The organism is Pseudomonas sp. PMCC200344, assembly GCF_030053095.1.
GTDB lineage: Bacteria > Pseudomonadota > Gammaproteobacteria > Pseudomonadales > Pseudomonadaceae > Aquipseudomonas > Aquipseudomonas svalbardensis.
In genome coordinates this window covers 3,833,690-3,854,528 of sequence record NZ_CP125618.1, presented here as the reverse complement: position 1 = coordinate 3,854,528, position 20,839 = coordinate 3,833,690, and the positions used below count along the sequence as shown (strand labels likewise).

The 20,839-nt window shown below is 59.1% G+C and carries 21 protein-coding genes and 4 pseudogenes; 15 read left to right on the top strand and 10 right to left on the bottom strand.

What is annotated here, in order from left to right:
• The first annotated feature begins 737 nt into the window (after positions 1-737).
• The 4 genes from QFW87_RS17555 (at position 738) to QFW87_RS17540 (ending at position 3,375) form a co-directional block, all read left to right on the top strand.
• Positions 738-1,106: a DUF6124 family protein gene (locus tag QFW87_RS17555; protein WP_283180741.1), complete on the top strand. Its 369-nt coding sequence runs from the start codon at positions 738-740 to the stop codon at positions 1,104-1,106.
• A gap of 122 nt (positions 1,107-1,228) precedes the next feature.
• The gene (locus QFW87_RS17550; RefSeq protein WP_283184662.1) at positions 1,229-1,387 is read left to right on the top strand and encodes a hypothetical protein; all 159 of its coding nucleotides are present in this window, start codon (positions 1,229-1,231) and stop codon (positions 1,385-1,387) included.
• A 16-nt stretch (positions 1,388-1,403) separates the two neighbouring features.
• Complete coding sequence (locus QFW87_RS17545) at positions 1,404-2,522, top strand: NAD(P)/FAD-dependent oxidoreductase (protein WP_283188374.1); 1,119 nt, start codon at positions 1,404-1,406, stop codon at positions 2,520-2,522.
• 256 nt (positions 2,523-2,778) lie between these two features.
• Positions 2,779-3,375 carry a DinB family protein gene (locus QFW87_RS17540; RefSeq protein ID WP_283188373.1) on the top strand — a complete coding sequence of 199 codons (597 nt, stop codon included), beginning with the start codon at positions 2,779-2,781 and terminating at the stop codon, positions 3,373-3,375.
• Here QFW87_RS17540 and QFW87_RS17535 read toward each other — a convergent pair.
• The 3 genes and pseudogenes from QFW87_RS17535 to QFW87_RS17525 all read right to left on the bottom strand — a co-directional run.
• A pseudogene (locus tag QFW87_RS17535) lies at positions 3,296-3,706 on the bottom strand (LysR substrate-binding domain-containing protein); the annotation flags it as partial. The gene QFW87_RS17540 and the pseudogene QFW87_RS17535 sit on opposite strands and share 80 nt — an antisense overlap.
• Before the next feature lie 71 nt (positions 3,707-3,777).
• The gene (locus tag QFW87_RS17530; RefSeq protein WP_283180738.1) at positions 3,778-5,079 is read right to left on the bottom strand and encodes a HAMP domain-containing sensor histidine kinase; all 1,302 of its coding nucleotides are present in this window, start codon (positions 5,077-5,079) and stop codon (positions 3,778-3,780) included.
• On the bottom strand, positions 5,076-5,816 hold the full coding sequence (locus QFW87_RS17525; protein WP_283180737.1) for a response regulator: 741 nt from the start codon (positions 5,814-5,816) through the stop codon (positions 5,076-5,078). Before QFW87_RS17525 ends, QFW87_RS17530 begins: the two co-directional genes overlap by 4 nt.
• A gap of 305 nt (positions 5,817-6,121) precedes the next feature.
• Between QFW87_RS17525 and QFW87_RS17520 the strand changes: the two genes are divergently transcribed.
• The 3 genes from QFW87_RS17520 (at position 6,122) to QFW87_RS17510 (ending at position 8,097) form a co-directional block, all read left to right on the top strand.
• A complete protein-coding gene (locus QFW87_RS17520) occupies positions 6,122-6,385 on the top strand; it encodes a DUF2790 domain-containing protein (protein ID WP_283180736.1) in 264 nt (87 codons plus the stop codon).
• A gap of 48 nt (positions 6,386-6,433) precedes the next feature.
• Positions 6,434-6,646 carry a hypothetical protein gene (locus QFW87_RS17515; RefSeq protein WP_283188372.1) on the top strand — a complete coding sequence of 71 codons (213 nt, stop codon included), beginning with the start codon at positions 6,434-6,436 and terminating at the stop codon, positions 6,644-6,646.
• A gap of 221 nt (positions 6,647-6,867) precedes the next feature.
• Positions 6,868-8,097: a cytochrome c biogenesis protein DipZ gene (locus QFW87_RS17510; protein ID WP_283188371.1), complete on the top strand. Its 1,230-nt coding sequence runs from the start codon at positions 6,868-6,870 to the stop codon at positions 8,095-8,097.
• A gap of 9 nt (positions 8,098-8,106) precedes the next feature.
• Here the strand turns inward: QFW87_RS17510 and QFW87_RS17505 are convergent.
• Positions 8,107-8,295 (bottom strand): annotated as a pseudogene (locus QFW87_RS17505) (AraC family transcriptional regulator); the annotation flags it as partial.
• A gap of 310 nt (positions 8,296-8,605) precedes the next feature.
• Between QFW87_RS17505 and QFW87_RS17500 the strand changes: the two are divergent.
• Both QFW87_RS17500 and QFW87_RS17495 read left to right on the top strand, forming a co-directional pair.
• Positions 8,606-8,875 carry a DUF4242 domain-containing protein gene (locus tag QFW87_RS17500; RefSeq protein WP_283180733.1) on the top strand — a complete coding sequence of 90 codons (270 nt, stop codon included), beginning with the start codon at positions 8,606-8,608 and terminating at the stop codon, positions 8,873-8,875.
• Positions 8,876-8,912: 37 nt separating this feature from the next.
• Complete coding sequence (locus QFW87_RS17495) at positions 8,913-9,725, top strand: class I SAM-dependent methyltransferase (protein WP_283180732.1); 813 nt, start codon at positions 8,913-8,915, stop codon at positions 9,723-9,725.
• 166 nt (positions 9,726-9,891) lie between these two features.
• Here the strand turns inward: QFW87_RS17495 and QFW87_RS17490 are convergent, their stop codons facing one another.
• The gene (locus QFW87_RS17490; RefSeq protein WP_283180731.1) at positions 9,892-10,818 is read right to left on the bottom strand and encodes a universal stress protein; all 927 of its coding nucleotides are present in this window, start codon (positions 10,816-10,818) and stop codon (positions 9,892-9,894) included.
• Positions 10,819-10,974: 156 nt separating this feature from the next.
• Here QFW87_RS17490 and QFW87_RS17485 point away from each other — a divergent pair, with 156 nt between their 5' ends.
• Positions 10,975-12,048 carry an NAD(P)-dependent alcohol dehydrogenase gene (locus QFW87_RS17485; protein WP_283180730.1) on the top strand — a complete coding sequence of 358 codons (1,074 nt, stop codon included), beginning with the start codon at positions 10,975-10,977 and terminating at the stop codon, positions 12,046-12,048.
• An 89-nt stretch (positions 12,049-12,137) separates the two neighbouring features.
• On the opposite strand, the gene QFW87_RS17480 is transcribed toward QFW87_RS17485, so the two are convergent.
• Positions 12,138-12,599: a DUF3574 domain-containing protein gene (locus QFW87_RS17480; RefSeq protein WP_283188370.1), complete on the bottom strand. Its 462-nt coding sequence runs from the start codon at positions 12,597-12,599 to the stop codon at positions 12,138-12,140.
• Positions 12,600-12,966: 367 nt separating this feature from the next.
• Between QFW87_RS17480 and QFW87_RS29855 the strand changes: the two are divergent.
• A pseudogene (locus tag QFW87_RS29855) lies at positions 12,967-13,182 on the top strand (hypothetical protein); the annotation flags it as partial.
• 122 nt (positions 13,183-13,304) lie between these two features.
• On the opposite strand, the pseudogene QFW87_RS17470 reads toward QFW87_RS29855, so the two are convergent.
• The 4 genes and pseudogenes from QFW87_RS17470 to QFW87_RS17455 all read right to left on the bottom strand — a co-directional run.
• A pseudogene (locus QFW87_RS17470) lies at positions 13,305-13,400 on the bottom strand (XRE family transcriptional regulator); the annotation flags it as partial.
• Between the two features lie 88 nt (positions 13,401-13,488).
• Positions 13,489-13,929, bottom strand: a complete 441-nt coding sequence (locus QFW87_RS17465) for a hypothetical protein (RefSeq protein WP_283180727.1) — start codon at positions 13,927-13,929, stop codon at positions 13,489-13,491.
• 152 nt (positions 13,930-14,081) lie between these two features.
• Positions 14,082-14,981 (bottom strand): carbohydrate kinase, encoded by a 900-nt coding sequence (locus tag QFW87_RS17460; RefSeq protein ID WP_283180726.1) that lies wholly within the window; start codon positions 14,979-14,981, stop codon positions 14,082-14,084.
• Positions 14,982-15,052: 71 nt separating this feature from the next.
• On the bottom strand, positions 15,053-16,003 hold the full coding sequence (locus QFW87_RS17455; RefSeq protein ID WP_283188368.1) for an AraC family transcriptional regulator: 951 nt from the start codon (positions 16,001-16,003) through the stop codon (positions 15,053-15,055).
• Between the two features lie 287 nt (positions 16,004-16,290).
• On the opposite strand from QFW87_RS17455, the gene QFW87_RS17450 reads away from it, so the two are divergent.
• The 4 genes from QFW87_RS17450 (at position 16,291) to ugpC (ending at position 20,774) form a co-directional block, all read left to right on the top strand.
• Positions 16,291-17,598, top strand: coding sequence for a sugar ABC transporter substrate-binding protein (locus QFW87_RS17450; protein WP_283184597.1), 1,308 nt, complete (start codon positions 16,291-16,293; stop codon positions 17,596-17,598).
• A 172-nt stretch (positions 17,599-17,770) separates the two neighbouring features.
• Positions 17,771-18,670, top strand: a complete 900-nt coding sequence (locus QFW87_RS17445) for a sugar ABC transporter permease (protein WP_223431080.1) — start codon at positions 17,771-17,773, stop codon at positions 18,668-18,670.
• 10 nt (positions 18,671-18,680) lie between these two features.
• A complete protein-coding gene (locus QFW87_RS17440; protein WP_283188367.1) occupies positions 18,681-19,511 on the top strand; it encodes a carbohydrate ABC transporter permease in 831 nt (276 codons plus the stop codon).
• A gap of 165 nt (positions 19,512-19,676) precedes the next feature.
• Positions 19,677-20,774 (top strand): sn-glycerol-3-phosphate ABC transporter ATP-binding protein UgpC, encoded by a 1,098-nt coding sequence (gene ugpC / locus QFW87_RS17435; RefSeq protein WP_283188366.1) that lies wholly within the window; start codon positions 19,677-19,679, stop codon positions 20,772-20,774.
• The last annotated feature ends 65 nt before the right edge of the window (positions 20,775-20,839 follow it).

The following is a 20,839-nucleotide window of genomic DNA, read 5'->3' as shown; positions in this document are numbered from 1 at the left end:
GGCAAGTTACGGTGGAGCATCAAGCTCTAGCGCAGCTCACCCGACCGAAAAGTCGAGTCCCGTCATGTTCTGGGTTATGTGCCAGAGCCTGCGAATTCGCAGTCACCCGGCAGCGACTAGATACTGTGTCCATTGGATTCTTTTGTGAGTTGAAAAAAGGCCTGTGAAACCGGCCCGCGCAATTTACTCAGGCAGGTGGGTGAAGTCAACCTTCAATAGTTGATTAAAACGCAATTGAATGGAAAAACGTCGGATCCTGTTATTGAAGTTAGAACTTGTTCAGGTAAATGACAGTTAATTGTCATTTTTATGATGCGCACCGTAGGAGCAAAGTTCGCTCGCGATGGCGTCGGATCTGGCGCAGTGCATAAACCTGTTTAACGACACGCGTTTAAAGACACTCGGTGTTACGTCATAAGCGGCTACAACACCTTGCGTCGTTACCTACGCGTACGCCAGAATCCGCCGGCTTGTGCGGCTATGGGGCAGGCTATATCGTTTCCCGGTCACTGCAAAACAGTGATCGGGTTTGGTAGCCCGCCTTGTAACAGCCGTATGGCAACACCTTATGCCGTCTCTTTTTTGGGACTCTGCTTTTATGGTGGTCATGCGTGGGGCTCCTTTGTGAGCGCCGGGTTTCCTGTTGCAGCCGGTCTACCAACCCGCGTATGGCCGCCACCCTTCGTTTGGTAGCGAGGGTGATGGCTCCTTAAAATCTGCAACAAGGAGCTTCATCTATGTTCAAAGTTACGCCCAACCCCCCGAATACCGGTCCAGTACCCTACGACGCCTTTATTGATCTTGACCCCAAGAAAATGAAAGAGGCGGCCGACCGCGCACTCAGCTTTTACCTCAACCCCGGGGCGTCGAAAACGCAGATACCGCCCCGCAAACCCAGCACCATTTTCACCATCGACGCAGCGGTGGATGACGAAACGTTGCTCGTCGAGGCCTGTGAATCGTTGGCATCAGCCAGCGCCCTGGTCAACGATCTCGCCGACGTAACGGACGGCCCGCGACGGCAAACGGTGCTGGTGCTGCAACGGGTGATCATGTTGGGTGAGTTAGCGGTCAATCGGGTTTTGGATAACCACAAGCCTGGGTAGCAGCCAGGCACTGTAGGAGCAAAGCTTGCTCGCGATGGCGTTCTTGAGATCGCCATCGCGGGCAAGCCATGCTCCTACGAAAAACAACGTCCATTGAATCGAGAACACACGGACATGGTTCCTTGCCTTTGCAGCATCGCTGCACGCTTGCCTCGTCATGCGCAGCATGTTCAGCGTTCACCGGGTCGTATTTCCTGGTGCTGATCTTCTTCGTGGTCATGGCCATGCTGCTGGCGATATTCTCCAGCCTGATCGATTATCGGGAACGAGGGCTGGCGTGAAAGGAGCGGAGGGCAGGTGAGCATCGATATCGAATGCGTGGTGGTCGGGGCCGGAGTGGTCGGGCTGGCGGTCGCCAGAGCCCTGGCCCGCAGCGGGCGGGAAGTGATCCTGGTCGAGGCGGGCGAGGGCATTGGCGTGGGCATCAGCTCGCGCAATTCGGAAGTGATCCACGCCGGCATTTACTACCCGAGCGGCAGCCTCAAGGCGCAATTGTGCGTGGAGGGCAAACAACGCCTTTACGCCTTTTGCGATGAGCGCGGCGTCGATTACCAGCGCCTGGGCAAGCTGATCGTGGCCACGGATGACGGTCAGTGCGCGGCCTTGCAGAAGTTGTTGGCGCAGGGTCGCAGCAACGGCGTCGATGACCTGCAATGGCTGGAGGCCGAACAGGCGCGGGAACTTGAACCGGCAGTGTCCTGCGTCGCTGCGCTCTGGTCGCCGTCCACCGGGATTGTCGATTCCCATGCCCTGATGCTGGCGCTTCAGGCGGATGCCGAGGCCAGCGGCACGTCGCTGGTTTTTCATACGCCACTGGCGTCGGCCCGTTGCACCGAGCAAGGTTTCGAACTGCAGATGGGCGGCGCCCAACCGATGACCTTGAGCTGCCGCGAGTTGATCAATTGCGCCGGACTGCCGGCACCTGAGGTGGCGAGCCGGATTGAAGGTCTGCCGTCGCAGCACGTTCCCGAGGCACGATTGTGCAAGGGCAGCTATTTCAGTTTCAGCGGCCGGGCGCCGTTCCGGCATCTGGTGTACCCGGCCCCGGAAAGTGCGGGACTGGGCGTGCACATGACGCTGGATCTGGGCGGCCAGGCGCGCTTCGGGCCGGACGTCGAATGGGTCGATCACGTCGATTATCGTGTGGATCCACGCCGAGCCGATGGGTTTTATCAGGCGATCCGGCGCTACTGGCCGGCGTTGCCCGATAACAGCCTGCAACCCGCCTACAGCGGCATCCGCCCGAAAATCACCGGACCGACCGAGCTGGCGGCCGACTTCGTCATTAGTGGCCCGGCCGAGCATGGTGTGCCGGGGCTGGTGAACCTGTTCGGAATCGAATCGCCGGGGTTGACCAGTTGCCTGGCGCTGGCTGATCGGGTGACGACGATATTAGCCACACCACGACCGGTGTAGCAGCTGCCGAGCCTGCGAGGCTGCGTTCGGCGCGGGCCGCGATCGGACGAAGCCGTCGTAGTCCGGCGAATGCGGTCTACCTGATGCAACGCGGTCTCAGGTTTTACGACTGCTTCGCAGCCGAACGCAGCCTCGCAGGCTCGGCAGCTGCTACACAGTCCGTGTTACGGCGAAGTGACCGGTAATCAGCGTTTGCAATGCCGCTCGCCCTGAGGGCTATGCTTGGCAGTGCGCCCATCACAATGGGAGACCTGCGATGATTAACGTACGCACTGCCCGCATGCTTGCCGATTACAAACGCTGGGCCAATCAACGCCTCTTTGACAGCCTGGCCGCACTGCCGCCGGGTGAGGTCAATAAAGAGCGCGTGTCGGTGTTCAAGAACATGATCGGCACCCTGAACCACATCTACGTAGTGGACTGCATCTGGCAGGCCCACCTCGAAGGCCGAGGGCACGGCTTCAAGACGTCACACGATCTGCTGCATCCCGACCTCGCTGAGCTGCGCCTGGCGCAAAAGGTCATCGATCACTGGTATTGCGACTGGAGCGAACGACAGACCGATGCCTCGCTGGATAAACCCGTCGAGTTCAGTTTTGTCTCGGGGGAAAGCGGCATCATGAGCGCCGGCGCGATACTGATGCATGTGGTCAATCACGCCAGTTATCACCGCGGCTGGGTGATCCAGATGTATTTCGAGATTCCGGTCATGCCGCCGGTCACTGACTTGCCGGTGTACCTGCGAGAGACCGACCCCGCATCTTTCCCATCGGTTAGTGCCCCGGCAGCGGCGCCGACATATGTTGGGCAATTCGCGAGCGCAACCAACGTTCTGCCGGATCGTTATCGTTGACCCCGTTCCAGACCATGGACAGTTCGGACAGCACGATGTCAAACGGCGGGTCGTCGGCACGCAACTGGCTGCTGCCTTCGATCAGCGCGCACGCCGCGTAGTCCGGCACCGTGGCGAGCATATCGGTGCCGGCCAGCAAGGCGCGCAGGCCGGCGAATTGCGGCACCGCCAGCACCACCCGGCGTGAGCGGCCGATGCGCGCGAGGTCGTTGTCGATGGCCCCGGTCAAATCCCCGGAAAACGACACCAGCGCGTGCGGACGTTCGCAGTATTCATCCAGGGTCAGGGTGCCGGGACGATTGTCGTCGCGCAGGATCTTGACGCTCAGGTCACCCGTGGAGAGGGGGCAAGCCCCTTCGCCACAGTAACCGATCGTTCCCACAGAGCGTGGGAACGATCATGTTACTGAGCCGGTAATCTAAGCTCCGCGCACAACCCACCCCCCTCACGATTACTCAACGTCAACGATCCCCCGATCGCCAACGCCAACTGCTGCGCAATCGCCAACCCCAACCCGGTCCCGCCGGTACTGCGGTTACGCGAGTTCTCCACGCGATAAAACGGTTCCATCACTTGGGCCAATTCTTCCTCGGCAATCCCTGGCCCGCGGTCCATCACCTTCACCGACAAACTGCCGTCAGCCTTCTTTTCCACCCACAACTCGGCGGTGCCGGCGAACTTCAGCGCGTTGTCCGTCAGGTTCACCAGCACTCGCCGCAAGGCGTGCGGCCGGGTGTTGATCACCGCGTCACTTTTACCGTCGAGCTGCACGTCTTTGCCCATGTCCTGATAGTCGAACACCAGGCTGTCGAGGAACGAATCCAGATGGGTGCGGCGACTTTCCTCGGTGGCGCCATGAACGCTGCGGGCATAGGCCACGCCTTCGCGCACCAGGTGTTCTATCTCGCCAAGATCATTCCAGAGTTTGTCTTTCTCGGCGGAGTCGTCCATGAATTCGGCACGCAGTTTCATGCGGGTGATCGGGGTTTGCAGGTCGTGTGAAATCGCCGCCAGCAGTTGCATGCGCTCCTTCAGGTAAGCGGCGATGCGCGCCTGCATCGAATTGAAGGCCTTGGCGGCATGGGCGACTTCGGTCGGGCCTTTTTCGTCCAGGTGCACCGCATGGGTGTTGGGGTCCAGGGTCTCTACCGCTTGGGCGAGGCGGGTGAGGGGGCGGATGGCGATTCTCACGGCCAGCCAGGTGCAGATCAGCATCAGTGCCAGTTGCCCCAGCAACACGATGGGTAACCACGGCGACAACGGCACCATCGAGGGTCGCACGTCGATGGTTACCGGGCTGCCGTCCGCGAGTTTCAGGTGGACCTGAAAATGTTTATCCGGCCCGGGGATGTCGGTCACCGTCATCGGGTAATCCTTGCCGATGGCCTCTTTGATCGAAGTCATCGCTATGGGCGAATCGCTCATGGGCATGCCCGGCGAGCCTTCGTTCAACAAATAGCGGTAGTTACGTCGATCCAGTTGTTGCAGCCAGCTCATGCGTTCTTCGGCCGGCAAGCGGTCGAGGATGGCGATGGAGGTCGAGACGTCGGTTTCCAGATTGCCCAGCATGGTGTTCTTCGTGCTTTCGTAGCGCTCGTAGTACTGCGCGCCGAAAGACAGCGCCTGCGCGAGAATCAAGCCGATCAGGAAGATCAGCGACAGCCGCGAGGCGAGGGTGCGGGGCCAACGAACGGTGAAGCTCATGATGGCGCCCCGAGTACTTCCACCGGCAGCGAAAACACATAGCCTTCACTGCGCACGGTTTTGATGTAGGCCGGTTCGCGGGCATCGTCCAGCAAGCGCTGGCGCAAGCGGCTGACCAGCAAGTCGATGGAGCGGTCGAACAGGTCAGCATCGCGGCCTTGGGTCAGGTTCAGCAGTTGATCGCGATTGAGCACCCGTTGAGGATGATCGAGGAACACCCGCAGCAACCGATATTCCGCGCCACTGAGCGCGACCATCGTGCCGTCCTCATCGAGCAAGTGCCGGGCCGAGGTGTCCAGGCGCCAGCGCCCGAAGGCCAGCAAGCGACCGCTTTCGGTGACCACCAGGTTGGGCGGTAGCATCCGTGTGCGGCGCAGCACGGCGTTGATGCGGGCGAGCAGTTCACGGGCAGCGAACGGCTTGACCAGGTAATCGTCGGCGCCCATTTCCAGGCCGATGATGCGGTCGGTTTCATCGTTGCGTGCGGTGAGCATCAGCACTGGCGTGGCCTTGTGCTTGCCGGCGCGCAACTCACGGCACAGCATCAGGCCATCGTCGCCCGGCATCATGATGTCGAGCACGATCAGGTCCACCGGCGTGGACTCCAGGAAGGTGCGCATTTGCCGTCCGTCCGACACGACGGTGGTGCGCAGGCCGTTCTTCTTGAGGTAGTTGCCTACCAGTTCCCGGATCTCGCGGTCATCGTCCACGATAAGAATGTGATCGACGTGTTGCATTTGGCCAGGCCTCTGTAGATGGGGGATGTCGCGCAGTCTATCGAGCCTTGGCCCGTTCGCCCGTAGCCCTTTGTATTGCAGTGTATCTGGCATATCGGCGGATACACGTGGACGCAAAAACACCCATTTTCAGGGCATTTGTATCGCTCTGTATCCCGGCCCGGTTTTGATACGTACCGATTTACACGCGTCTGTTCCCGACACAGTCGGGATACCTCGCGGGCTTCTAATAGGTTCCATCGAGGCAAGCCAAGTCGCCTCGGCCAAATCAACGATTGACCTATTGAAGCCTTGAGGAAACCACCATGAACACCAAAGCCGTCTACGCCGCTTGCTTGTTTGCCGCCCTGAACATCTGCACCTTGTCGGCCCGCGCCGAAGCCGATATCACCGCTAAAACCTACACCTACGGCACGCACCTGGACATCAAGAAAGTGGTGTCGCTGAAACAGGACGCCTCGACTTCCTGTGGGGTTGTGGATGCCCAGCTGACTTACCTGGATTCCCATAACAAAACCCAGGTTCTGGACTATCGAAAATTTGCTGATGGCTGCAACTCAGACAACTGAGTCCTGCGCTGACCCATTGTCCATCCCAATTGAAACAGGAAGCACGTCATGAACAACATCACCCGCTTTTTGACTGCCATTGCCTTCTCCGTGGCTGGCGCCGCTGCCCATGCCAACGCTGCTGTTGAACAAAAAAGCTGTGGCAGCGCGACTTGCTTTCAGCTGACGCCGGTGGCGGAGAAGGGTGGGAGCGCCTTTCTGGCAGAGGATGGTTCGGGCCGTACGCCGCAGGGGCAGTTGCTGGATACCCAGACGGCTTGAGGGTGTCAGTGGAATCGACCCCTCAGCCCAGCCCTCTCCCCACGGGGGGAGAGGGGGAAAGGGAGCCGATCTCCATGCTTTTCAGAGTGTGAGTTCGACTCAGGCTTTCAGGTCGCGGAATTTCTACCAAACCACTCGGTCAGTCCCCTCGCCCCCTTGGGGAGAGGGTTAGGGTGAGGGGTGAATTTCGAATCCTAACCACCATTTTCAAGGTGACAACCATGTTTCTCATCGCTTTCCTGGGCGGCATATTGACCGTCCTCAGCCCTTGCATCCTTCCGGTCGTGCCGTTCCTGTTCGCCGGTGTTAAACGCACACGTTCCTCGATCCTGCTCACCCTCGGCGGCATGGTCCTGACCTTCGCCCTGATCTCCAGCCTGGCCGTGGTCAGCAGCGAGTGGGTGATACACGCCAACAACACCGGTCGCCACGTAGCGCTGATCGTGATGGCGTTGTTCGCCCTGTCGCTGATTTCCGCCCGTGTCGGTGACTGGCTGGCCTGTCCCTTCGTGGCGCTGGGCAACCGCCTCGATCCGGACACCCGCAAAATGTCCGGCTCGTTGAGTTCGATCATGATCGGCGTTGCCACCGGTCTGCTCTGGGCACCGTGCGCCGGACCGATCCTCGGGGTCATCCTCACGGGCGCCATGCTGCAAGGCGCAAACGCTCAAACCAGCCTGTTGCTGGTGGCGTACGGCCTGGGCAGCGCATTGTCCCTGGGCACCTTGATCTTCGCTGGTCGCGGCCTGGTCAATCGATTGAAGTCGTCGATCCCGGTCACCGGTTGGCTGCGTCGTGGTTCGGGTGTTGCGGTGTTGGCGGCTGCGGTGGTGATTTCCACCGGTGCCGACAAAACACTGCTGGCCGGCACCTCGTCCGAAGGCGTGACCACGGTTGAGCAACGCGTGCTGGAAACCGTGCCGAAAGTCGTCGATTACTTCATCAGCAAGGTCAACGCAGACTCGTCCATGGACAACGCCAAAGGCGCCATGCCGTCGCTGTCCGGGGCGGTCGAATGGATCAACTCACCGGCGCTGAGCAACGATTCGCTGAAAGGCAAAGTGGTGTTGGTGGATTTCTGGACCTACGACTGCATCAATTGCCAGCACACCTTGCCGTACGTGAAGGACTGGGCGAAAAAATACGAGAAGGATGGCCTGGTGGTGATCGGCGTCCACACCCCTGAATACGGTTTCGAGCGCATCATCGACAACGTCAAGGATCAGGTGAAAAAGCTCGGCATTACCTACCCGGTGGCCATCGACAACAACTACGCGATCTGGCGCAACTTCGACAACCAGTACTGGCCGGCTCACTACCTGATCGACGCCAAGGGGCAGGTGCGTTTCACCCACTTCGGTGAAGGTCGCTACGAGACTCAGGAGAAGATGATTCAGCAGTTGCTGGAAGAGGCCAAGGCCGACGCCAAAGCCTCCGCACCCGCCGCATAAACCTTCAAATCAATGGCTCACAGGCTGCACGCTGTGGGCCATTGGTTTTTTCTCCTGACTGCGCCGCCACGCCGCCGGTGGCGCTCCATACTCTCGACGAAACGCCCGGTTGAACGCCGTGTCGGTCTGGTAGCCCACCTCTTCGGCAATCCGCATCAACGAGCTGTTACTGCTGCGTAACAGGTTGGCCGCCAGCACACCTTCGCCGCCGTGTCGGCGCTCGGCGATTGGTAGCAGGGTGCAGTGAACCTGGCATTGATGAAAATCGCGCCGACCGGGCGGACGACGCGCAGCGTCTGAGACAGGGCGTCCATGGTGGTTTTCCCGTGTTGGCGGGCAGCTTTGGGTGGGGAGCTTGATTGTGAGCCTGTCGCGCCGGAGCCTGAAATCTCCGGACGATCGGGCAGGGTTGGCCGACGATCGGGCAGGACGCCAGCGTTGCCCGGCGCGATAGTTGGCACTCAGGGTCTGCCGACCCTGTCATCAATAACAAGAATGAGAGGTTGCCATGCCGAAGTTCGTCATAGAACGCGAGAATCCAGGTGCTGGAACACTGTCAGAAAGGGATTTGAAAGCGGCTTCGCAAAAGTCCTGCAGGACGTTGCGCGACTTGCCAGAGGTGCAGTGGCAGCAGAGTTATGTCACCGGCGACAAGCTCTACTGCGTGTACATCGCGCCCAACGAAGAGTTGATCAAGGAGCACGCCAGGCAGAGCGATTTCCCGGCCAACCGCATTTCCCAGGTCACGGCCATCATCGATCCCACCACGGCCGAATAAGCCGGGTTGCGTTCCAACCCGCAACGGAGCGGAATTCATGAGTACACCCATTGATCTTACTGCCTTGAAAAACCGTCAAATGGCCTCTTGGGCCAGTGGCGACTATGCCGTGATCGGCACCACTTTGCAGATTGTCGGCGAGCAACTGGCCGAGGCCTGCGACCTGCTTTGCGATGAACGCGTGCTCGACGTGGCCGCCGGCAACGGCAATGCGACGCTCGCTGCCGCGCGCCGTGGTTGCCACGTCACGTCTACCGACTATGTGGCCGCGCTGCTGGAACGCGGCGAAGACCGGGCCAGGGCGGAACGCCTGGACGTGACGTTTCAAGTGGCCGACGCTGAAGCCTTGCCGTTCGAGGATGCCAGCTTCGATGTCGTGCTTTCGACTTTCGGTGTGATGTTTACGCCGGACCAGCCCAAGGCCGCCGCGGAACTGGCGCGGGTCTGTCGCCCCGGAGGGCGGATCGGCCTCGCCAACTGGACGCCCGAAGGTTTTGTCGGCCAGATGTTCAAGACCCTCGGCCGCCACCTGCCGCCACCGCCGGGCGCTCAACCGCCTTCGCAGTGGGGCACCGAAGCCTGGCTGCACACGCAGTTCGACGAGCGTGACTTTCTGCTCCAGGTGACGCGCAAGACCTTCAACTTCCGTTACCGCTCGGCCGCGCATTTCATCGACACGTTCCGCAGCTGGTACGGCCCGGTCCACAAAGCATTCGCAGCGCTGCCTCCCGAAGGCGCCCAAGCGCTGGAAAACGACCTGACCGAACTGATCAACCGCATGAACAGAGCGGGAGAAAAATCGCTGGTGGTGCCGAGTGAATACCTTGAGGTGGTGATTACGCGGCGTTGACCTGAACAAGCTTTATGACAATGCAAAACCCCTGTGGGAGCGGGCTTGCTCGCGAAGGCGGTGTCTCAGTCGACAATGATGTTGCCTGACACTCCGCCTTCGCGAGCAAGTCGAATCGTCGCACCGCCGCTCCCACATTAGATTTGTGGTGTTTTGTAGGGATCAATTACTCATCCAGCCGCTCGGTATACACCACCCAAACGCTGCACGGCATTTTGTACAGCAGATGCTCCACCGTACTGCCGATCAGCCGGCCCATGCCGCGATGGCCGATCCGGCCCATGACAATCACGTCAACGTCATAGGCGTCGGCATAGCGGGTGAGGACCTTGGCCGGGTTGCCCATGATCATGTGCCGCTGCTCCGGCGCGATGCCGTTGCGCTCGGCCAAGTCGTTGAAGGCATCCTCCTGGTAATCGAATACGGTCTTGGCCTTGCCCGACGAGAAGAATGCCGACCCGTTGTCAAAGCCGAATTCGTCGGCGCTGATGGATGAAAGGTCATAGGCGTAGACCACATCGAGCTCGGCATTACAGGCGCTCGCCAGTTTCGCCGCTTCGTGAAGGATTCGGTCGTTGAAGGTTTTGTAATGGTCATCGCGATGAAAGGGGTCGACCGCCGCGACGATCTTTCGCGGCAAAGCGTGCACGGCGTGGCTGACGAAATGCAGAGGCACCGGGCATTCGCGCAGCAAATGCACATCGAGCGGGGTAAACATCAGCCGCGACAGCAGCGATTCGTGCTCCAGCGCCTTGATCAGCACGTCCATCGGCAGCTCTTTGAGGTGAATCAGGATTTCCTCCAGCGGGCGTTCGACCCAGGCCACTTCGGTGGTGACGTGGACACCGATTTTGCGCAAGGGGCGGGCCTGTTCCTCAAGCCATTGGCGATGGCGATCGACGTAGCCCAGGCGCATCTGTTCCAGGGCCTTTTCGTTGACCAGACTGGCGGTTGCCAGGCCTTCAAGATAGTCGAAGGCGACGATGTGCAGCGCGGCGTCTTCGGCCTTGGCCAGCGCAGCGGCCCTGTCGAAAGCAGGGCTGTGTTCCATCAGCGGTGATGCAACCAGCATGAAGCGGGATTGACCAGACATGATGAACCTCCCGTGGATTAGCCGCCCGACGTGCGGCTCGTGCGACGTACATCCAGTCTCTAAGTATTGACCATGATCAACCTCCCGTCCGTAAACCGGGTGCAGGCTGAGGTTCGTGCTGAACTCAAGCGCACGTGAACGCTTAGGAGAACCCCGATGGCAACCATGAAAGCCGCGATATTCGTTGAGAAAAACCGCATCGTGCTGGATGACAAACCGATCCCCGAAGTCGGGCCGCTGGATGCGCTGGTCCGCATTACCACCACGACGATCTGCGGCACCGACGTGCACATCCTGCGGGGTGAATACCCGGTGGCTAAAGGGCTGACCATCGGTCACGAACCGGTGGGCATCATCGAACGGCTGGGCTCGCAGGTGCGTGGTTTTGTCGAAGGACAGCGGGTGATTGCCGGCGCCATTACCCCCAGCGGACAAAGTTACGCCTGCCTGTGCGGTTGCAGCTCACAGGATGGCCCGGACACCCGCCATGGCTTTCGCGCTGCCGGTGGCTGGAAGTTCGGCAACACCATCGATGGCTGCCAGGCCGAGTATGTGCTGGTGCCGGATGCGTTGGCCAACCTGTGCCCGATCCCCGATGGCCTCAGCGACGAACAGGTGCTGATGTGCCCGGACATCATGTCCACGGGGTTTTCCGGGGCGGAGCGGGGCGAGGTCAAGATTGGCGATACCGTCGCGGTGTTCGCCCTCGGGCCAATCGGCCTATGTGCCGTGGCCGGCGCGCGCCTCAAGGGCGCCACCACCATTATCGGCATCGATACTGTCGCTGAACGAATGAGCGTCGCCCGGCAGTTGGGAGCGACCCACGTGGTCAACTTCAAGGACGGCGACGTGGTGGCGCAGATCATGGCCCTGACCGACGGTCGAGGTGTCGACGTGGCCATCGAAGCGCTGGGCACTCAAGGCACTTTCGAGTCCGCACTGCGGGTGTTGCGCCCCGGTGGTCGTTTGTCCAGCCTGGGGGTTTACTCCAGTGATCTGCGCATTCCACTCGAAGCCTTTGCCGCGGGGCTCGGGGATTTCAGCATCGTCAGCACCCTGTGCCCCGGCGGAAAAGAACGCATGCGACGGTTGATGGCGGTGGTGCAAAGCGGTGGCGTCGACCTGTCGTCGCTGGTGACGCATCGCTTCAAACTCGACGACATCGAAGCCGCCTATGAGTTGTTTGCGCATCAGCGGGACGGGGTGATGAAGGTTGCGATTACGCCTTGAGGTAGTCCGAAGCTGACCGACACTCAAGTGTTTTCTGCCGAGTCTCTGGCATTGAGCCGATCAGCTTCCACCCGGTAAATCTCGGCTGCTTAAAAAGAAACCTCTGTCGGTTGCGACAACCGCAGTACCGACAGATCGCCGGTCATGCGCTTCCAGGCCAGGCGAATCGCTTCGATGTCATTGCCATGCCGGGCATCGTTCTCGTGGACAATCACGATGGCTTTGGTGCCCAGGCGCTCCGGCTCCCTGGCGCCGTGGTCGCGCCACTGGCCGTAGGCATCCAGCACGCTGAAACCGTCCGGAAAGCGTGGTGTGACTTCCTGATCGAGAAACTCGCGCCAGCGAGCGGGGCTGATCACACCTTCCTTGCTCTCCAATGGCCCCACCGAAAAATACAGTTCGGTGCGGACCCATTGCGCCTGTGCCGGACGCGAGGCATCGCCTTGCAGTGTCGAACTGGCGGGATCTTTTGTATGAACGGAAACGGGCGGCGGGCTGGCACACCCGGCAACTGCCAGGAAAAGTGCGGCCAGTAAAAGGCATTTAGGCATGGCACGTCCTTATTGAGCTGATAAGCAGCTGAATTTAAAAAAACCGGATCCTGTTTAGATCGATTATTTCTTTCGGTTATTTATATAGCTGTTGTTCGCATATCCATGACCTATAAAAACGCGTCATGACTTTGTCTGGGTCCGTGATAACAGCGGCCTGGTCGTTGTAACAGCAATGATTGCCCTGAAGGCCCCACTTGGGCGGTTCTAACGTCCGTTTTTGCTGTTCGATCATCATCTTGTCGCCTCTGCGTCAGTCCTTGGAATTCACTCCATCAGCTTCGTCCAACTATTCAATCCTTCAGGGAGCAACACCAAGATGAACGCCATGCAAATGCAAATGCCGATGAACACCACCATGCCAATGCTGCCGATGATGGGCATGCCGATGCCACCGATGAAGTGCGTGATGGAATGCACACTGATGGCCGACTGCATGATGTGCAAAATCATGCCGATGGCCGGCATGAACATGGACATGATGAAAAACTGCTGCATCCTGATGATAAAAATGATGAACGACTGCAGCATGCCGATGATGATGAGCTGCAATGGCAAGCCGCTGATGTGCTGCACCTGCTGATCCCTGAAGCATAAAAAAGCCCCCGCGGTCATACAGCCGCCGGGGCTTTTGCATTCCAGCAAACACCACAGATCCCTGTGAAAGAGATTCCTGTGGGAGCTCGCTCCCACATTGTTTTTCGTTCAGTCCAGGCGTTCTGGGTACGTCACCACCAGATAGGCCACTGCCTGACTGTCGGCCGGGTTGCGGTTGCGGTGGGGCTGGTCGGCATAGAACAGGGGATGAAAGTTCGGCGGCCGAGTTGGCCGCGCGCGAGGATATCCAGAACTGTTACTTGGGGGCCGTGGGGTAGGGCACTGTTGAACACTAACTGCACATGACGCTAACGGCCTTCGCGGCGCGTTGCAGTTCTTGTTTAACGTCGACCGGTATCCGCTGTTTCACGAGTCGTTGCTCGAGGAATGTCTGATCGCCTCGGGTATCAACCTGAGCGTCAATAGCCTTATCCTCTGCTTCGATGGTGGCAGCGTGAGCCTCTATGACCGAGTCGACCTCAGCGTCGCTCTTGGCGGCGTCGAGCGCACCAATGAGTGTCGCCACTTCGTCTTCTTCAGCCTTGCCATAGGCTTCTACAGACAGTCCGGCAGCCAACGCCCGCGCCCGGATTTCCACGCCTTTCAGCGTCTGCTTGGCCTGTCCGCACAGCATGTCCTGTTTTTGGCTTTCGACGATTTTCCATTGGAAAAATCCATACGTCATCGTGCCGATAATCGCTACGGTGATACCACCGATCAGGATCCGTTTCATGGCTACAGTCGTGAAAGTCTGGGGATTGTGAGTTCGGTGGACATCGCTTCGTTCTCTATTCGAGGAAATGAAAGCGTAGCACCGGAACCCGGTCCAGCCCCGTCCAATGTCAATGCAAATTACAGTAGTGAAGGAGCGGCGTGTCTTCAAGATTATGGCGCATTAATTAACTCTGTCACATCGGCCAACGTCGGAGCATGGGCCCCGGCATGGCGGCAGGACAGGGATGCGCAAGCTGATGAAAATCGCAAGCGATCCGCCAAATCGGTCATTCCGAGCAACTCCGATGCCAGCCAACCGGCCATGCAAGCGTCTCCTGCACCTACCGTATCGGCCACGTCTACGGCGATAGCCGGCTGCTCGTACCGCCTGTTGGGGGTATAGAGAACCATGCCGTGTTCACCTCGGGTAAACAGGATTTCAGCCACTGGATTCAGTGCGCGAAGCTCGTCCAATGCCTGGTGTTCGGTGAGCCCTGGATAAAGGTGCCGAAGGTCTTCGTCGGAAAGTTTAATCATGTCGGCCAGGGCGGTCATCGTCGGGAACGTCTGCTGCCGATAACGGCTGTCCATCAAATTACGCCAGTTCGGATCGTAGCTAATCCGTTTACCCACGTCTTTGGCCTGCTGAGCGAGTTTTACCAATCGGTCGCCAAGCGGCTGACGAGTCAGGCTGATACAGCTGAAATGGCACACCAGGGCATGGTCAATCCATCCTTCCGGCATCAGACCCGGATCGAAAAACTGATCGGCATCTCCAGCAAAAAAATATCGTGGAGGGCGGCTCGATGGAACGATGGCCACCAAGGGGTCTCGGTCTACTCGTTGGATAAATCGCCCGTCCAGACCTGCCGCCTCTGACTGCCGGGCGATCTCGTCGCCCAGGGAGTCCGTGCTGATAGAGCCTGCGAAAGCGCTACTGACGCCCAAGCGACTTAGCGCTCGTGCAACGTTCCAGGGCGCGCCGCCTGGATAGCCTTTCCATTGTCCGGGGATGCCTTGGACAAGGTCGGTCAGGGCTTCGCCAAATACGACTGCGCGAGGCAATACCATCGTCATTTCCTCAATGTTTTCTCAGAGGAGTGCTGCTGGCTGATCGGAGTCGATCGCGGGGCATCATTCACTCAATGGGCGTTGCTGAAAGGCAGGGAGGGGTGAGCACCGTTGCGATTGAATAACGTCATCGCCATTGCTCGACGATATTCGCTCGGTGTCTGTTCCATTTCGATGCGAAAGTGCCTGTTGAAGTTAGAAAGGTTTTCATAGCCAACCTCAAAGCAGATGTCCGCCACTGACCTCTCTGTTTGCAATAACAGCCTGCAGGCGCGCTGAACCCTGAGCTTGCGCATGAGATCGATGAAGCCGTGGCCGGTAATCCTTTTGAAGAAACGCGAAAAACCGGGCTCGCTCATCTCCAGGCGCTGAGCGATAACCGACAGGCGAATGTCGCCTGTGAGCTCAGTCAGTAGATAGTCAAATGCCTTGTTGATGCGCTCGGAACTGCGGGCATCCAGGGTGGGCGCGTAGCACGCGCTGGCGAGCAAGTGAACGTCAGGCGAGGGGGCTTTCATCAGCGCGTTGATCAATTGCAGGAACAGAATCAAACGCTCGAGCCCTTGCGCCGGGCCTATGTCTTCCAGCAGTCGTGCTGCCTGTGCAGCCGTTGTCCCGGTGAATTCCAGGCCGCGACGTGCTTGTTCGAAAAGGTTTTGCAGCTCGCCCAGCTCAGGCATCGTTGCGCGTAAGGCCAAAATGGCTGCGCCATCAAACTGCAGCACCACATCGCGCCCCGCCAGGTATTCACCTGGCGCGAGATCCCCTATCCAGTCATGGGGAAGGTCGGGGCCGATGAGCGCCACGTGACCTGCACCGAACGCACCAATGTAATCGCCCGCGACGAGCTTGCCGCTGCCTTGGCGGATCAGATGAATTTCGAATTCAGGGTGATGGTTCCAGCGAGCCAGGGAGTAGGGGTAATCGTGTTCGTACCAGCGAAAGCAATGATCGGGCTCTGGAAGAATGACCTCCAGCTCGGCGGGTCGCTGCTCAAACAGGGCTGCTCGGGAATCAGGCATCTCATGCCCCTTTTTTGTTCTTCGAATGCGACCAACATACGCCTACTCGTCCGGCACCCGCTAGCTCACGTATTGCCTGCAACTGATACTTTTTTGATCTCAGGCCGCTCTGTTGCGCTCGGTTAAAAAAGTATCAGATGAGCATCCGCTATGCGTTTGTCCGGGCTTTTTTAAGCTGTTGTAATCCAGTCGTCCACCATTGCCGGTCAGACGTATTTGATCAGCGGTGGTTAACAAACAAAAATAATAGCTCCCGTCGTTCAAGGCGCGGAGCGGAGAGCACTACGATGAAAATCCCGAAAGCGCTTTTCCTTTCCGCTGGCCTATCCTTCGCCCTTGTCAGTCAAGCCGCTGAAACAGTGACCATTGCCACCGTCAACAATGGCGACATGATCCGGATGCAGCGGCTCTCCAAAGTGTTTGAACAGCAGCATCCTGATGTGAAGCTCAATTGGGTGGTGCTGGAAGAAAACGTCCTGCGTCAGCGCCTGACCACCGATATCGCCACTCAGGGCGGACAGTTCGATGTGCTGACGATTGGTACCTATGAAACGCCGCTTTGGGGGGCCAAGAGTTGGCTCGAGCCCATCACGGGGCTGCCACCCGAGTACGACCTGGAAGACATCTTCCCTTCGGTACGCCAAGGCCTGTCAGTCAACAACACGCTCTACGCCTTGCCTTTCTATGGCGAAAGCACGATCACCTATTACCGCACCGATCTGTTCAAGCAAGCAGGCCTGAGCATGCCGGAGCACCCGACCTGGACGCAGCTCGGCGAATTTGCCTCCAGGCTCCACCAGCCTGACAAAGGGCAGTACGGCATGTGCCTGCGCGGTAAGGCCGGTTGGGGCGAGAACATCGCGCTGATGAGCACCATGGCCAACGCCTTTGGTGCCCGTTGGTTCGATGAAAAGTGGCAGCCGGAACTGTCCAGCCCTGAGTGGACAGCAGCGGCGCACTTCTACGTTGATACGCTCAAGAAGTTTGGGCCGCCGGGCGTGTCGAGCAATGGTTTCAACGAAACTCTCGCGCTGTTCAACAGCGGTAAATGCGCGATCTGGGTGGATGCCAGCGTCGCGGGCTCGTTCACCACCGATAAAGAGCAGAGTAAGGTTGTCGACAGTGTGGGCTTTGCGCCTGCACCGACTGAGGTGACCGACAAAGGTTCGTCATGGCTGTATGCGTGGTCGCTGGCGATACCGGCAACCTCCAAACACAAAGACACCGCAAAGGCCTTTATCACGTGGGCAACGTCGAAAGAATACATCCAGCTTGTCGCTGAAAAGGACGGCATCACCAACGTACCGCCAGGCACGCGGCAGTCCACCTACAACGAGGCCTATTTGAAGGCTGCACCTTTCGCGCAAGTGACCTTGCAGATGATGCAGCACGCAGATCCCGCGCACCCATCGATCAAGGCTGTTCCTTACGTTGGCATCCAGTACGTCACCATTCCCGAATTCCAGGCGATCGGCACGTCTGTAGGGAAACTTTTTTCGGCGGCGCTCACCGGGCAGATGTCGGTTGATCAAGCCCTCGCCGCCGCACAGGCCTCCACCGAACGTGAAATGAAGCGCGCCGGTTACCCCAAGTAACCCGCCATTTCAATGTGGGAGCGAGCCTGCTCGCGAAGAGGTCGGTACATCCGATGCATCTCTGGCGACTGGAACACCGCTTTCGCGAGCAGGCTCGCTCCCACAGTTGATCTTCATATGTCTGTTCCTTATCGGTTCTATCGCCATGAATATTTCAACTGCCAAAGCTCACATGGACATTCCCCAACCGGTGCGTAAAAGCCGGTTGGCCAACCCCGGCTGGTTCCTGGTCAGCCCCTCGGTGGCGTTGTTGCTGCTGTGGATGATCGTGCCGCTGGGCATGACCGTTTACTTCTCGCTGATCCGCTACAACCTGCTCTACCCCGGCGAGAACGAGTTCGTCGGGCTTGAGAACTTCAGCTACTTCCTCAGCGATTCGGGTTTTCTGCCCGGCGCCACCAACACCTTGTTGCTGGTCGGCAGCGTGCTGTTGATCAGCGTGGTGTTCGGCGTGTTGATCAGTGCACTGCTGGAGGCCAGTGAGTTTCTCGGTCGCGGCATCGTCCGGGTGATGCTGATCTCGCCGTTTTTCATCATGCCCACCGTCGGTGCGCTGATCTGGAAGAACCTGATATTCCATCCGGTGTCGGGGATTCTCGCCTACGTCTGGAAGCTGTTCGGCGCGCAGCCGGTGGACTGGCTGGCGCACTACCCGCTGCTGTCGATCATCATCATTGTGTCCTGGCAATGGCTGCCGTTTGCGATCCTGATCTTGATGACCGCCATGCAGTCCCTCGACCAGGAACAGAAGGAAGCTGCGCGCCTCGACGGTGCCGGGCCGATCGCGATTTTCTGGCACCTGACCTTGCCGCACCTGGCACGGCCGATTGCGGTGGTGGTGATGATCGAAACCATCTTCCTGCTCTCGGTGTTCGCCGAAATCTTCACCACCACCAACGGCGGCCCCGGCTACGCCTCGACCAACCTCGCCTACCTGATCTACAACCAGGCGCTGGTGCAGTTCGACGTCGGCATGGCGTCCGCCGGTGGTTTGATCGCGGTGGTGATCGCCAACATCGCGGCCATCGTGCTGGTGCGCATGATCGGCAAAAACCTGACAGACAAAGCCTGAGGCCTGCGCCATGACCCTTCAACAATCCCGCCGTCTGCAAAGACTGCTGCTCGGCACCCTGGCCTGGGCCATCGCGATCCTGATCTTCTTCCCGATCTTCTGGATGGTGCTGACCAGTTTCAAAACCGAAATCGACGCGTTCGCCACGCCGCCGCAGTTCATCTTCACCCCGACGCTGGAGAACTACCTGCACATCAACGAGCGCAGCGATTACTTCAGTTTCGCCTGGAACTCGGTGGTGATTTCCTTCAGCGCCACGGCCCTTAGCCTGCTGATCGCGGTGCCGGCGGCGTACTCGATGGCGTTCTACGAAACCCAACGCACCAAAGGCACGCTGCTGTGGATGCTCTCGACCAAGATGCTGCCACCGGTGGGCGTGCTGATGCCGATCTACCTGCTGGCCAAGAGTTTCGGCCTGCTGGACACGCGCATCGCGCTGATCGTCATCTACACGCTGATCAACCTGCCGATCGTGGTCTGGATGATTTACACCTACTTCAAAGACATCCCCAAGGACATCCTCGAAGCCGCGCGCCTCGACGGTGCCACGCTGTGGCAGGAAATGGTCCGGGTGCTGCTGCCAATCGCCAAGGGCGGCCTGGCGTCCACGGTGCTGTTGTCGCTGATCCTGTGCTGGAACGAGGCTTTCTGGTCCTTGAACCTGACCTCGTCGAAAGCCGCACCGCTGACCGCGTTGATCGCTTCGTACTCAAGTCCCGAAGGTCTGTTCTGGGCCAAGTTGTCGGCGGTGTCGACGCTGGCCTGCGCGCCGATCCTGATCTTCGGCTGGATCAGCCAGAAACAATTGGTCCGCGGCCTGTCGTTCGGCGCCGTGAAATGAAGATCGCCGACTCAACGCGATCCACTGTGGGAGCGAGCCTGCTCGCGATGGCGGAGTGTCATTCAACAGTGATGTTGACTGACACGGCCTTATCGCGAGCAGGCTCACTCCCACAAAAAAGCCCGCACGGCTCAACTGAATAACAACAAGTGGAGGCCCATCATTATGGCCAACCTGACAATCAAGAATCTGCAAAAAGGCTTCGAAGGCTTTTCCATCATCAAAGGCATCGACCTGGAAGTGAACGACCGTGAGTTCGTGGTGTTCGTCGGCCCGTCGGGCTGCGGCAAATCCACGTTGCTGCGCCTGATTGCCGGCCTGGAAGAAGTCAGCGGCGGCACCATCGAACTGGATGGCCGCGACATCACCGAAGTCAGCCCGGCCAAGCGCGACCTGGCGATGGTGTTCCAGACCTACGCCTTGTACCCGCACATGACGGTGCGCAAGAACATGTCCTTCGCGCTGGATCTGGCGGGTGATAACAAGCAGGACGTCGAGCGCAAGGTGACTGAGGTTGCACGGATCCTGGAGCTGGAACGCCTGCTGGAGCGCAAGCCGAAGCAACTGTCCGGTGGTCAGCGTCAGCGCGTGGCCATCGGCCGGGCCATCGTGCGCAATCCGAAAATCTTTCTGTTCGACGAGCCGCTGTCCAACCTCGACGCCGCCCTGCGGGTGCAGATGCGCCTGGAGCTATCCCGGCTGCATAAAGAACTGCAGGCCACGATGATCTACGTGACTCATGATCAGGTCGAAGCCATGACGCTCGCCACCAAGGTGGTGGTGCTCAACGGCGGTCGTATCGAGCAGATTGGCTCGCCGCTCGAGCTTTATCACCAACCGGCCAATCTGTTCGTAGCAGGTTTTTTGGGCACCCCGAAAATGGGCTTTCTCAAGGCCACCGTGGTTGCCAACAGTTATCAGGGCGTAGAGGTCGAACTGACCTCCGGTCGACGTCTGCTGATCCCTCGTGATGGAAGCACATTGGGCAAGGGCAACGAGGTCACCGTGGGAATACGTCCCGAACACCTCAGCCTGGATGATCAAGGGCAACTGCCCATCACCACGGACGTCACCGAACGCCTGGGCAGTGACACCTTCTGCCACGTCGTCGCCAAGTCCGGTGAAGCACTCACCGTACGAGTCAATGGCGACTGCGACGTCGCTTATGGAGAGCAGCGGTGGGTCGCGCTGGACGTTTCGCATTGCCATTTGTTCGATGAACACGGCAAGGCTGTCGCCCCGTTGGTGCGTCGCGCCGCCTGATCTTAATCCACTTCAATGCCCTCGGTTGGGCGTACTCGACATTCAAGAAAACGGATGAACACTCA

Excerpts from the sequence above, each read along its gene's own strand:
- QFW87_RS17555 (WP_283180741.1), top strand. The coding sequence starts at position 738 with ATGTTCAAAGTTACGCCCAACCCCCCGAATACCGGTCCAGTACCCTAC.
- QFW87_RS17540 (WP_283188373.1), top strand. The coding sequence starts at position 2,779 with ATGATTAACGTACGCACTGCCCGCATGCTTGCCGATTACAAACGCTGG.
- QFW87_RS17530 (WP_283180738.1), bottom strand. The coding sequence starts at position 5,079 with ATGAGCTTCACCGTTCGTTGGCCCCGCACCCTCGCCTCGCGGCTGTCG.
- QFW87_RS17525 (WP_283180737.1), bottom strand. The coding sequence starts at position 5,816 with ATGCAACACGTCGATCACATTCTTATCGTGGACGATGACCGCGAGATC.
- QFW87_RS17520 (WP_283180736.1), top strand. The coding sequence starts at position 6,122 with ATGAACACCAAAGCCGTCTACGCCGCTTGCTTGTTTGCCGCCCTGAAC.
- QFW87_RS17515 (WP_283188372.1), top strand. The coding sequence starts at position 6,434 with ATGAACAACATCACCCGCTTTTTGACTGCCATTGCCTTCTCCGTGGCT.
- QFW87_RS17510 (WP_283188371.1), top strand. The coding sequence starts at position 6,868 with ATGTTTCTCATCGCTTTCCTGGGCGGCATATTGACCGTCCTCAGCCCT.
- QFW87_RS17500 (WP_283180733.1), top strand. The coding sequence starts at position 8,606 with ATGCCGAAGTTCGTCATAGAACGCGAGAATCCAGGTGCTGGAACACTG.
- QFW87_RS17495 (WP_283180732.1), top strand. The coding sequence starts at position 8,913 with ATGAGTACACCCATTGATCTTACTGCCTTGAAAAACCGTCAAATGGCC.
- QFW87_RS17490 (WP_283180731.1), bottom strand. The coding sequence starts at position 10,818 with ATGTCTGGTCAATCCCGCTTCATGCTGGTTGCATCACCGCTGATGGAA.
- QFW87_RS17485 (WP_283180730.1), top strand. The coding sequence starts at position 10,975 with ATGGCAACCATGAAAGCCGCGATATTCGTTGAGAAAAACCGCATCGTG.
- QFW87_RS17480 (WP_283188370.1), bottom strand. The coding sequence starts at position 12,599 with ATGCCTAAATGCCTTTTACTGGCCGCACTTTTCCTGGCAGTTGCCGGG.
- QFW87_RS17465 (WP_283180727.1), bottom strand. The coding sequence starts at position 13,929 with ATGAAACGGATCCTGATCGGTGGTATCACCGTAGCGATTATCGGCACG.
- QFW87_RS17460 (WP_283180726.1), bottom strand. The coding sequence starts at position 14,981 with ATGGTATTGCCTCGCGCAGTCGTATTTGGCGAAGCCCTGACCGACCTT.
- QFW87_RS17455 (WP_283188368.1), bottom strand. The coding sequence starts at position 16,003 with ATGCCTGATTCCCGAGCAGCCCTGTTTGAGCAGCGACCCGCCGAGCTG.
- QFW87_RS17450 (WP_283184597.1), top strand. The coding sequence starts at position 16,291 with ATGAAAATCCCGAAAGCGCTTTTCCTTTCCGCTGGCCTATCCTTCGCC.
- QFW87_RS17445 (WP_223431080.1), top strand. The coding sequence starts at position 17,771 with ATGGACATTCCCCAACCGGTGCGTAAAAGCCGGTTGGCCAACCCCGGC.
- QFW87_RS17440 (WP_283188367.1), top strand. The coding sequence starts at position 18,681 with ATGACCCTTCAACAATCCCGCCGTCTGCAAAGACTGCTGCTCGGCACC.
- ugpC (WP_283188366.1), top strand. The coding sequence starts at position 19,677 with ATGGCCAACCTGACAATCAAGAATCTGCAAAAAGGCTTCGAAGGCTTT.